This window comes from Rhizobium sp. BR 317, assembly GCF_047445835.1.
GTDB lineage: Bacteria > Pseudomonadota > Alphaproteobacteria > Rhizobiales > Rhizobiaceae > Rhizobium > Rhizobium paranaense.
The window spans coordinates 1-12,163 of the sequence record NZ_JARWLB010000026.1 but is presented as its reverse complement, the minus strand read 5'-3'; the positions used below and the strand labels follow the sequence as shown (position 1 = coordinate 12,163).

At 61.2% G+C, this 12,163-nt stretch carries 8 protein-coding genes; 5 read left to right on the top strand and 3 right to left on the bottom strand.

Annotated features, from left to right (window positions below; genetic code table 11):
* Positions 1-90 precede the first annotated feature (90 nt).
* Positions 91-519, top strand: coding sequence for an Lrp/AsnC family transcriptional regulator (locus QD357_RS28010; protein ID WP_107109549.1), 429 nt, complete (start codon positions 91-93; stop codon positions 517-519).
* A 230-nt stretch (positions 520-749) separates the two neighbouring features.
* On the opposite strand, the gene QD357_RS28005 is transcribed toward QD357_RS28010, so the two are convergent.
* The 3 genes from QD357_RS28005 to QD357_RS27995 form a co-directional block, all read right to left on the bottom strand.
* The gene (locus tag QD357_RS28005) at positions 750-4,937 is read right to left on the bottom strand and encodes a translocation/assembly module TamB domain-containing protein (protein ID WP_107109548.1); all 4,188 of its coding nucleotides are present in this window, start codon (positions 4,935-4,937) and stop codon (positions 750-752) included.
* Between the two features lie 63 nt (positions 4,938-5,000).
* On the bottom strand, positions 5,001-6,869 hold the full coding sequence (locus QD357_RS28000; RefSeq protein WP_107109547.1) for an autotransporter assembly complex protein TamA: 1,869 nt from the start codon (positions 6,867-6,869) through the stop codon (positions 5,001-5,003).
* A 422-nt stretch (positions 6,870-7,291) separates the two neighbouring features.
* Positions 7,292-7,588, bottom strand: a complete 297-nt coding sequence (locus QD357_RS27995) for a YMGG-like glycine zipper-containing protein (RefSeq protein ID WP_104824564.1) — start codon at positions 7,586-7,588, stop codon at positions 7,292-7,294.
* Positions 7,589-7,889: 301 nt separating this feature from the next.
* On the opposite strand from QD357_RS27995, the gene QD357_RS27990 reads away from it, so the two are divergent.
* From QD357_RS27990 to QD357_RS27975, 4 genes are all read left to right on the top strand, one after another.
* Positions 7,890-8,378 carry a (2Fe-2S)-binding protein gene (locus tag QD357_RS27990; protein ID WP_107109546.1) on the top strand — a complete coding sequence of 163 codons (489 nt, stop codon included), beginning with the start codon at positions 7,890-7,892 and terminating at the stop codon, positions 8,376-8,378.
* Between the two features lie 83 nt (positions 8,379-8,461).
* On the top strand, positions 8,462-10,807 hold the full coding sequence (locus tag QD357_RS27985) for a xanthine dehydrogenase family protein molybdopterin-binding subunit (RefSeq protein ID WP_107109545.1): 2,346 nt from the start codon (positions 8,462-8,464) through the stop codon (positions 10,805-10,807).
* Positions 10,808-10,827: 20 nt separating this feature from the next.
* The gene (locus tag QD357_RS27980) at positions 10,828-11,622 is read left to right on the top strand and encodes an FAD binding domain-containing protein (RefSeq protein WP_107109544.1); all 795 of its coding nucleotides are present in this window, start codon (positions 10,828-10,830) and stop codon (positions 11,620-11,622) included.
* A gap of 219 nt (positions 11,623-11,841) precedes the next feature.
* Positions 11,842-12,163 (top strand): aminotransferase class I/II-fold pyridoxal phosphate-dependent enzyme (locus tag QD357_RS27975; protein WP_414125521.1); only part of this gene is annotated, 322 nt, incomplete at its 3' end.

Sequence of the window (12,163 nt, the reverse complement as noted above, 5' to 3'; positions counted from 1 at the left end):
AGGGAGATGACAGCAAAAAGATGGAAAATTGTCAAAAATCGAGTAGTCTTCGACAGATTGACTAGTATGATTTAGCAGAATGATAAGCCCATGGATGACCTTGATCGCGACCTCCTGAGCGCGCTGCGCCACAATGCCCGCACCTCCGTCTCATCACTGGCGGCAACGACGGGCGCCTCGCGCGCCACGGTGACGGCGCGCATCGAACGGTTAGTCGACAACGGCACCATCACCGCCTTTACCATCCGAACCGGCCACGAGACCCGCTCCGCCGGCGTGCGCGCCATCGTCATGATCGAGGTGCTCGGCAAATTGGCGGATAAGGTCGCCGATCAGCTTCGCGGCCTGCCGCAGGTGAGGGCGTTGCACAGCACCAACGGCAAATGGGATTTCATCGCCGAACTGGAAGACCGCGACCTCGCCTCCTTCGACGAAACGCTGCGCCGGATTCGCCTGATCAACGGTATCAACACGACAGAGTCCAATATCTTGCTGAAGACGAGCAAGATGGGGTTTTGATCATCCTTGCCAGGGGGAGACCACCCGTCCTCGCCCTTCGAGGCTCCAGCCCCTTCGACAAGCTCAGGAGGCTTCCGCACCTCAGGGTGAGGACTGATCTTTTGCGCGCGCCCAAAACTCTCTCCACCTCACTCTGAGGTGCTTTGACGTTTGAGCGTTAGCGAAAGCGGCAAGGCCTCGAAGGGCGAGGTGGCCGCGGATCGGCTTGAAGAGAAAGTCGCGTGAGCCCTTCAATACTCATGCTCATAAACAATCCCGGCTTCGCCTGCGCCATCCGAGCCGGCTGCGCCCCGCAGCTTGACGCCGCGTCCGACGTCGAGGTTGATGATCGCCTTGGTGTTGTTGGAGGCGCCCTGCTGCAGCTCGATATAGGTGCGCTTGTTCAGATATTTGCCGGCGCCGACCTGGGCCTGGCCCTTCGAGTCGGTCGTGATGTCGAGATCGTCGACGCCGAGATGGCTGCGCAGGCCCTCGAACAAGGAGGTGGAGCGGCCGCCGGCGAGCTGGCTTGCGGCATCGGCAAGCTGGGCGATCTGCAGGGCCGAAAGCTTCGACATTGATTGGCCGAAGATCAGTTGCGCCAGCACCTCATCCTGCGGCAGGGCAGGCGAGGAGGAAAAACTGATTTTCGGGTCGGTCGCCAGACCCGTGACGTCGACGGTGATGGTGGTGGAATTCACGCTCGACGTCGCTTCCATGTCGAGGGCGGGCGTCAGGTCGCCACCAAAGGTGATCTTGCTGGAATTGGTGAAATCCAGGCGGCGGCTGAGGATGGTCAGGCGCCCGCGCCTCATGGTGAAACCGCCGGAGACGATCGGATCCGCTGCCGTGCCGCGCACAGTGATGTTACCGCCGAGTTCCGCATCGATGCCGCGACCTCGGACGAAGATCTGCGAGGGCGCGTCGAGTTGCAGGTCGATGCCGAGAGTGGTGGACTTATCGCGCGGGCCTTGCGGCTTCTGGTCCCTGAACTGGGCGCTGACGGCGGCCGGTGCGTTCCTGTGTTTGATATTGATCTCGGACAGCGAGGCCGGCAGCTTTTCCGGCACGGTGATCGATGCCTTGCTGAGCTTCAGACTACCGGTGAGCACCGGTGCAGTCAGCAATGGACCCTTGATGGCGAGCGTACCGTTGATGGTCGCAGTCACCAGCGTGCCGTCGACATAGGTGGCATCATTGAATTTCAACTGGATATCGGCGGGAAAGCCGCTGTCCGGAGCAATGCCGACCGTGCCGCTTGCCGATACGCTGCCGCCGCTGGCGAGATTGCCATTGAGCCGCGAGATCACTGCCTGTCTGCCGTCGAGCGTAATGCTGACGGCGAGGCCGTTGAGGGTGAGGTTGCGGCGGACATCGACGAGCTTGGAGCCATCGGTGGAGATGGTGCCGGTGACGGCGGGTGCCGCGGTCGTGCCGGCGATCTGAATATCGATCTTTGCTGCGCCCGTCATGCTGAGACCCTGCGCGGCAAGCTGTCCGGCCACCGCGTCGAAGGGCAGGGTGCCGGAGAATTTCATCGCCAAGGCCTTGTTGCCGGCAACGGCGACAGTGCCGCCGCCGTTGAGCGCTAGGCCATTCTGGCCCGTGAGGTTCGTGTCRATGGTGACGCTATTGTTGGCGAACCGGCCGTTCGCCTTGATGCCGAGCGGGCCGAGGCCGGCAGATTTCGTCTGGCTGGTCGCCGCACCCGACCAATTGGTCTGAAAGGCGACGACGGGTGCTGCCGGCTTGCCGGTCACCGTCACCTTGCCGGAAATCGCGCCTTCTGCCGCAAGCGTCGGCGCGAAGACATTGGCAAGGCTGGCGGGCAGGTTGGCGATCTCGGCGGTGATATTCAGCATCTGTCCGGCCGTGCCGCTGACCGTGACCGAGCCGCTGCCGGTCCGGATCGTCAGGCCGCTCAGTGTTGCCGTGCCGTCCTTGACGACGATCTTGGTCGGCGATGCCAGCTTGACCGGGATGGTGCGCGGCGCGCCGGCGAAATTGTCGAGGCTGACGACCGTCTGGCCGCCGCCGGTTTCGACATTGCCATTGGCGGTCAGCGGCGCATTGTCATAGTTCGATTTGAGATCGAAAACCGTGCGGTTGCCCTGCTGCGTGAACGTCAGCCCGAGATCGGTAATGCGGTTGGCGCCGGAGGCGATGGCGTCGGCGCGGATGCTGCCATTGGCAGAAAAGGCCTTGAGATCATCGACGGTCAACGCGATGGCCGGTTTGGTGATCGAGAGATCGTCGCGGCGGATGCCGTTGCCGCTCGCATCGACCTTCAGGCCGATCTTGCCATTGGCGCTGGAGAGATCGATCGAGCCTTTGAGATCGCCGTCAGCCTTCTGTCCGGCCAGGGCGGCAAGCAGGCTGAGGTCAGGCAGATTGAAGGTCAACGCGCCTGAGGGTTCGAAACTTGGCGAAAGATCCAGATTGCCCTGCAGCTTGTTGGCGCCAACTTCGACGGCGAGCTTCGGAACGCTGGTGCGGCCGTTCTGCGAGGTCGCATCGGCTGTAATGCTGATCGGTTTGCCGTCGATGGCGCCGTTTGCCCGTACACTCGCCTGCGGCGCATTCGGATCGGCGGTTCCGGTGAGCGCTATATCGAGCGTGTCCAGCAGGCGGCCTGCCAACTTGACGTTGACGGCCTTTACCGTCGCGTCAATGCCGAGCGCGGCCAGCGGACCCTTGGCCTTGAGGCCGATGTCCGCCTGTCCTTCGGCATTCGGAACGAGCTTGGAGAGATCGAGCAGTTTGCCGGTGATCTCCGATGTCAGAGTCTGGCCATCGAGCGCGGCACTGCCGTTGATTTCGCCGACATTGGATTTCAGGGCCAGGTTGGAGAGATTCATCTTCGTCGGCACCGTGCCGGCGACCTGGCCTTCGAGTGAAATCGTCCCCTCGAACTTATCGGACACTCCGTCCGGCAGTACGGCGGGCAGGGCAAAGATCTTGAAGTTGCCGGTGAGCGACTTCGACGACAGTGTATATTTGCCATTGACGGTGCCGCCGATGCTGGCGCTTTCCAGCGTCGTATTGTTGAAGCCGATCGTGTCGGGAGAAAGCTGCAGGGGCGCCGTCAGCGCGACCGGCGCGCGGATCAAGCGGTTGAGATCGGGGCTGATGAACGCGGTCTGGCCGACCACGAGGCGAAGCTGCAGCGGGCCGGAGCCGCTGGTCAGGTTGAAAGCGTCACTCTTGGCGCTGAGGTTCACCTGGCCGATATGGCCTTGTGGCGTGCTGGCGCTGTCGAGCGAAGCCTTGGCGTCGATCTTCACCGCCTGCGCCTGGCCCGTCAACGCGACATCGATACGCGAGATCATCGCCCGTGCCTCACCGCCTTCCATCGGCCAGCGGAAATCCACAGGCCCTGATGTGCCGAGCAGGTTGGCGTTGAGGCTGTTGTTGCCGGCGGGATCGAGCGTGCCGGAGGCGGCGATGACGACACTGCCGGTGGCGAGATTGCCGGTCTGGATGTCGATCTTGCCCTTGCCGTCGAAGGTGGTGGCAAGGTCGATCGTCGTCTGGCCGGTGAAGAGGGGTCGGAAGGTCGGCGGCAACAGCGAATCGACGTCGCCGCCGCCTTTGACGTCGATATGATGCAGCCCGTCGGCAGAGATGGCGTGACGGCCATCGATCGATACCGTCGGTTTGCCGTCGAGCGCGGCCTGCAGTTTGCCGGCCCAGTTCGACAAGGGGCCTTCGCCGGAGAGGTTGATATTGATCGCCGGGCCACCCGGCAGATGCAGCATTCCGGCGAGCATGCCATCGCGCGGTTCGGCGATTTCGGCCTTCAGGTTCAGGCGGTTTTCGGCCGGAGCAAAGGCAATATTGGTGGAGAGCTTGGCATCGGGGACATCCTGGCGATTGGCATCCAGGATGAGGTCGACACTGCTGCTGTTCGCCTTGACGCTGCCACTGGCGGCAAGCGCGAAATCCTGGCCGGCAACGGCCTGCCCGATGCGAAGATTCGGCAAGGCGATGGCGCCGATATCGACAGCGATGGGCAGAGAAAAGCCCTTGCTTTCAGTCGTCGCCTGCGGCTCCGCCGACGCTTTTGCCGTGGAAACCGGCAAGCGCTGAAAATCGACGGCGTCGGCGGCAACGCGCTCAGCATGGAACGTGCCGGTCAGCAGCGAGATCGGCGACCAATCGACGGCGAGATTCTGGACCTTCGCGAACGTGCCCTTGGTATCGGCAACCGCAATCGAACCGACACGGAGGTTACCGGTCAAGAGGCCAGACGGCGCGGCAATCGTAATGGTCTGGTCAGGCGTCGAGACGAGCTTTGCTACCTGATCGACGGCATAGCTGCTCGCGGCCGGCACAAAGCCGACGACGAGCACGGCGGCGATCGCGAGCACGAGGACTGCCACGACCGCATAGGCGATGAGGCGCACCAATCTCCCGACAATTCGAATCAACATGCTCATGAGAGCGACAGTAACCTCAATTTTTCTAACCGCGTGCTGAACCGTCTGCGACTGTACGGCTTGTCAGAAGGCCTGACCGATGCCGGCATAGATGCCGTATGCCGTACCGTTCTCATATTTCCTGAGAGGGACGGCGACGTCGAGCCTGATGGGACCGAAGGGTGTAGCGTAGCGCACACCGACGCCCGCGCCAATGCGAACATCGGAAAAGTCAGGAAAAGTGCTGCCGGTGACGCTGCCCATGTCGACGAAGGGCACGATGCCGATCTTGTCGGTGATCTTGACGCGGGCTTCAATGGAGGCAGTGGCATAGGAGCGGCCGCCGAGCGCATCGCCATTGGAGTTATAGGGTGTGATTTCCTGGTAGGCGTAGCCGCGCACCGAGCCGCCACCGCCGGCATAGAAGCGCCGGGTCGCCGGAATATCCGAGATACCGTTGGAACCGATCAGCGAGCCGAGGGAAAGCTTTCCGGCGAAGACGACATTATCGTTGGCGCCGACGCCCTGATAGCCGGAAATCGAGCCCTCGAAGGAGCTGAACACCGTTCCGCCCATTGTTTCATAGCTCGGCTTGGCGCTGATCGAGGCGCGGTAGCCCTCGGTCGGATCCAGCTTGTTGTCGCGCGTGTCCCTGACATATTCCAGCGGGATCGCCAGCGTCAGAAATTTCTGATCGCCATAGGCGTCGGTGGTGTCTTGCTCATAGCTCACTTCGCCGCCGCCGGAGACGGTATCCTGATCTGACAGCTCGTAGGCAAGGTCGGCGCTCGCAGTGACGGTATTGGCATCGTAGGCGTCCGGATGCAGGCTTTGCATCTTCAGGCCGGCGGTGAAGGTTGCCGAGGGATAGAAGGTCGCGGGCCGGACATAGGTAATGCCGGCGCTATAGTCGAGTTGGCCGACATCCGTCGTTTCGCCGATACGGGAAACCGATCCTTCGATGCGCAGCGAATCCGCCCGGCCGGTCAGGTTGCGATGGCCCCAATAGCCCTGGACGCCGAAACCGTCGATGGTGGAATATTGCGCGCCGACGCCGAAATAGCGCTGTTTGCCCTCGGACACTTCGATGGTCATGGGAATGCTGCCGTCCGGGGCGAGTTTGTCGGCCTCGCGGATGGTGACACTGGAAAAGACGCCGAGCTTGCGCAGGCGGTCGGATGCTTTCTTCAGTTCGTCCGGCGAATAGGGCTTGCCCTCATTGATGCGGGCATAGCGCTTGATGAAATCCGGATCGACCGATTTCTGGCCGCTGACGCCGACATTGCCGATGGGCGCCATGGGACCACTTTCGACGCTCAGCGAGACATCGACCCTTTGGGTGTCGTGATCGGCGACAACATCGCGCTTGATCAGGTTGGCGAGCGGATGGCCCTGGTTCTTGAAGTCGGCAACGATCTTGTCGCCGGCCTTCAGGATCGTCAGTGAGCCGGCATCGCCGCCGGGCACAAGCCCATAGCTGGCGGGATCGAGGCTGCGGGCGTCGCCGAGCAGGCTGATCTTGCCGAGCGTGAAGATCGGGCCGGGATCGACGCTGATGGTGACGGCGACCGGTTTCGAACGGCCGAAGGTGGGATTGGGCGGCAGCGCATCGAGATTGGTGCCATTGATGGTGATGGTGACCACGCCGCCATAGCGCGCTTTTTCATAGAGAGTGGCGATCAACCGGTCGCGATCATCGCGCGCCTTGATGACGACGCCGAGATCGCCGGAGACTGGTTTCTTCTTGTCCGAAACCAGCATGGAGCTCTCGGTCAGAGCCTCCTTGAGATCCTTGTCGAGATTATCAGTCTTGAAATCGACGGTGTAATGGACGGGATCGGAAACCTCATCCGTCGTATCGTCCTCGCCCCAAAGCGTCATGCCGAACAGCTTGAAGGCAAAGGCGTTTCCGGCATAGAGCGGGCCGAGCACAATCGCTGCCGCAACCGCCATTACGGTGCCTGCTCGCCGATACGCAATACCCTTCCTCGGACCAGTTCTTTTATGCATACGCCGCTTTACGGTTATATAAGAACTTTCTCAGTTTGGCGTTTCCCCCAGGTTAACGCGCGGGCACCATAGAGGCAAAAGCGTCCCGCGTGTACCTTTTTAGACTCAAAAACATGCAAAAGACCGACGCGGAAATGAAAAATCCCGGATTTTCGTCCGGGACTTAGGGCTGTTTCAATGCTCTTTAGGGAGCAAATGGCGGTCGTCGCTCCCATGGTCATTGCTTCGATCCAGCGTTGAAATTGGCGTCATTTCCCTTGGTACGACGTCCGCTTTGCACCTCTTACAGATGAAAAGGCGGTGAGCCGGAATCAAAAAGTCCCGGACCTCAGGCCCGGGACTTCGGTATCTCAATTCGTATTGGATCAGTAACCGCCGCCATCATAGTAGCTGCGACGATAGCCGCCGCGCGGGCAATCGTCGATGTAGCGACGGCCATAGCGGTCACGGTAGTAGCACTGGCCGGGCTGTTCGGCGACGCTGCCGATTACCGCACCCGAAACACCGCCAATCGCGGCGCCGACGGCTGCACCGCGGACATTGCCGGTAACGGCGCCGCCGATGATGGCGCCGGACGCAGCGCCGATGCCGGCGCCTTGTTCAGTCGGGGTGCAGCTTGCGATAGACAAGCCGACCAGTGCGAGCATAAGAGCTTTCTTCATTTAATTCTCTCCAACGTTAGTTAAGCCGGTACCCCCGGCCAACGCCGTCCCCAATTTTTCCAGCTCCACCGCGATGGGCTGTCCTTGCAGTCCTGCAGCTACGAAGAAATATCGTGCAAAATATGTTTGTCTACTGGGCACTTGCGGTTTTTTTGGTGCTAAACTTGCTGTTTCTGCATTCAGTAAACAAAAGGAAGCGGGCGGGAGAAAAATCCGCAGTCTTTCTAAAGTAGAGGTTGATCGCACTACAAAAAAGTCAAATGATGGCTGTTGCCTCTGGAGGAGAGGCGAGGAGGAAAATATGTCAAAAGTGACGTTGACGGTGAACGGCCGGACGGTCAGTGGCGAATGCGAGGATCGCACGCTGCTCGTCCATTTCATCAGGGAAAAGCTTGGCCTGACGGGAACCCATGTCGGCTGCGATACGACCCAATGCGGCGCCTGCGTGATTCATATGGATGGCAAATCGGTCAAGAGCTGTTCGGTCCTGGCCGTGCAGGCGTCGGGCTCGGATATTACAACCATTGAGGGTCTAGTCGCCAATGGCGAATTGCATCCTGTTCAGGCTGCCTTCAAGGAGCATCACGGCCTGCAATGCGGCTTCTGCACGCCCGGCATGGTGATGACGGCCGTCGACATGATTAACCGCCATGGCGGCATGCTGGACGAAGAAACGGTACGTGCCGAGCTCGAAGGCAATATCTGTCGCTGCACCGGCTACCACAATATCGTCAAGGCAGTCCTTTCTGCCAATGCTGCGATGCACGCCGCCAAGCAGGCGGCCGAATAAGATTTCACCGAGATTGTCTGGCGAACGCCAACGACCGTTATCTTGGCGGATTGCCGACCCCGGAACTCCAATGGGAGGATATCATGGGCGTTGAAGGCATTGGTGCGCGCGTCGCGCGCAAGGAAGACAAGAGATTTCTGACGGGCAAGGGGCGCTATACCGACGATATGATGGCGCCGGGCATGAAATATGCCTATTTCGTCCGCAGCCCGCATGCGCATGCGAAGTTCACCGGCATCGACGCCTCGGCCGCTTTGGCCATGCCGGGCGTGATCGGCGTACTGGACGGTAAGCAATTGCTGGCCGATGGCATCGGCAATCTCATCTGCGGCTGGATGATCCACTCCAAGGACGGCACGCCGATGAAGATGGGCGCCTGGCGGCCGCTGGCGGTCGATACCGTGCGCTATGTCGGCGATGCCGTGGCGATCGTCGTGGCCGATTCGCTGGGCGAGGCCCGCGATGCGGCCGAAGCCGTCGTGGTGGACTATGAAGAGCTTCCCGCCGTTATCGAGGCGGTCGAAGCGCTGAAGCCTGGCGCGCCGCAGCTTCATCCGGAAGCGGCCGGCAATTTGATCTTCGACTGGGAACTCGGCGACGCCGCCGCAACCGACAAGGCGATCGTCGAAGCGGCCCATGTCACGGAGCTCGAAATCCACAACAACCGCCTGTCGCCGAATGCCATGGAGCCGCGCGCGACCCTCGGCATCTATGATGCCGGCGACGATCACTATACGTGCTACACCACCAGCCAGAACCCGCATGTGGCGCGGCTGGTCATGAGCGCTTTCTACAATGTCGCGCCGGAAAACAAGCTGCGCGTCATCGCGCCGGATGTCGGCGGTGGCTTTGGCTCGAAGATCTATATCTATCCCGAGGAGATCGTCTGTCTCTGGGCGTCGAAGAAGACCGGTGTGCCGGTCAAATGGACGGCCGACCGCACCGAGGCATTCCTGACCGATGCTCACGGCCGCGACCATGTCTCCAAGGTGAAGATGGCCTTCGATGCCCAAAACCGCATCACGGCGTTGAAAGTCGATACCATCGCCAATCTTGGCGCCTATATGTCGCTCTTCTCCTCGTGCGTGCCGACTTACCTCTATGCGACGCTGCTATCGGGCCAATATGCGATCCCGGCGATCCACGCCAATGTTCGCACCGTCTATACCAATACGGTGCCGGTCGATGCTTATCGCGGTGCAGGGCGTCCGGAGGCGACCTATCTTCTGGAGCGCACCGTCGAAACGGCGGCGCGCGAACTCGGCGTTTCACCGGCGGAACTCAGGCGAACCAATTTCGTCCGCTCCTTCCCCCATCAGACGCCGGTCATCATGAATTATGACGCCGGCAACTACGAGGCATCGCTGGATGCCGCCATGGAGCAGGCTGATTGGAACGGTTTTCCCGCTCGCAGGACCGCGGCGGAGGCGCGCGGCATGAAGCGCGGCATCGGCATGAGCTGCTATATCGAGGCCTGCGGGCTCGCGCCTTCTCAGGCGGTCGGTTCGCTCGGCGCCGGTGTCGGCTTGTGGGAATCGGCGGAAGTGCGGGTGAATGCCGTCGGCACCGTCGAGGTGCTTACCGGTTCGCACAGCCATGGCCAGGGTCATGAGACGACATTCGCACAGCTCGTCGCCGAACGGTTCGGCGTGCCGATCGACAGCGTGTCGATCGTTCACGGCGACACCGACAAAGTGCAGATGGGCATGGGCACCTATGGCTCACGCTCCGGTGCGGTCGGCATGTCCGCCGTGGTGAAGGCGCTCGACAAGGTGGAAGCCAAGGCGAAGAAGATCGCCGCGCATCTGATGGAGGCCGACGAGAGCGATATCGTCATTGAGAACGGCGAGGTCAAAGTCGCCGGCACCGACAAGTCGCTGCCCTGGTTCCAGGTGGCGCTGGCGGCCTACACTGCGCATAATCTCCCCGCCGGCATGGAGCCGGGCCTGAAGGAAACCGCCTTCTACGATCCGGCCAACTTCACCTTCCCGGCCGGCTGCTACATCTGCGAAGTCGAGGTCGATCCGGAAACCGGCAAGACCGACATTATCCAGTTCGTCGCTGCTGACGATTTCGGCAATATCATCAATCCGATGATTGTCGAAGGTCAGGTGCATGGCGGTATCGCGCAGGGTGTCGGTCAGGCACTACTCGAGGCCGTGCATTACGATGCCAACGGCCAGTTGCTGACGGCGAGCTTCATGGACTACGCCATGCCGCGCGCCGACGATCTGCCGTCCTTCAATCTGTCGCATCAAAACACGCCCTGCCCGAACAATCCGCTAGGGGTCAAGGGCTGCGGCGAGGCGGGCGCCATCGGCTCTCCGCCGGCGCTGATCAACGCCATCACCGATGCGATCGGCAATAATGCCCTGGCCATGCCCGCCACGCCGCTGAAGGTGTGGGAAGCGGCACGGGTCGTGGCCTGAGACAAGGGGAGGAGAAAACCATGTATGCAACCAACTATCACCGCGCCTCCTCGGTCGACGAAGCCGTCAAGCTTCTGTCCGGTATGCCGGAGGGCAAATATGTCTCCGGCGGCATGACGCTGATCGCCACCATGAAGCAGCGTCTGGCTTCGCCGAGCGATCTCGTCGATCTCAGGCATATCCCGGCGCTGAAGGGCATCCGCGTCGATGGTCGCAGGGTCACGATCGGCGCTGCGACGACACATGCGGAGGTCGCCTCCTCGGCGGCGATTCGCGCCGTCTGCCCGGCGCTCTGTGATCTTGCCGGCATGATCGGCGATCCGCATGTCCGCCATATGGGCACGATCGGCGGCTCGGTCGCCAATAACGACCCGGCGGCAGACTATCCTTCGGCCATGCTGGGCCTGGGGGCTACCATCGTKACCGACCGGCGTCAGATCGCAGCCGATGATTTCTTCACCGGTCTGTTCGAAACGGCACTGGAAGAGGGTGAGCTGATTACCACCATCACCTTCGAGGCGCCGGAAAAGGCCGGCTATGCCAAGTTCCCCAATCCGGCTTCGCGCTACGCCATGACCGGCGTTTTCGTTGCCAAGGGAGCGGACGGCGTGCGGGTCGCAGTCACCGGCGCTGGTTCTGATGGCGTGTTCCGTCACGGCGGGATGGAGCAAGCGCTCGCGGCGAACTGGTCACCGGATGCGGTCGCCAACGCGGCCGTTGATTCGTCGACGCTGCTGTCTGATCTGCATGCCACGGCCGAATATCGTGCCAATTTGATCAAGGTCATGGCCAAGCGCGCGACCGCGGCAGCATAAAATTCGCGCGGAAAATGCCGGAAGGGCGGCTCGGCCGCCCTTCCGGTTTCAGCTATTCCGGAGATGGGGCAAGATTGTCAATTCTCGGTGATTGACAATTGTTGTCTGGAATTGTTCAAAATTAAGGGCCATTTGCCGCAGCGAGTGCTAAAGCGATGCGGAGGGGTTGACGTGCAGATCGGCAATCATGAAAACGGTCGCATGGTACTGGAGCAGATGATGGATTTCGAAGCATTTTTCAAAGGCGAATTGGGCGCGTTGCATCAGGAAGGCCGCTACCGCGTGTTCGCCGATCTGGAGCGTCAGCGCGGCAGCTTTCCGCGTGCGACCTGGTATACGCCGGAAGGCTCCAAGGACGTCACGGTCTGGTGCTCGAACGACTATCTCGGCATGGGCCAGCACCCCAAGGTGATCGAAGCGATGAAAGAGGCGATCGATCACTGTGGCGCGGGTGCGGGAGGCACCCGGAATATTTCTGGCACCAACCACCACCATGTTCTTTTGGAGCAGGAACTTGCCGATCTGCACGGCAAGGAATCCG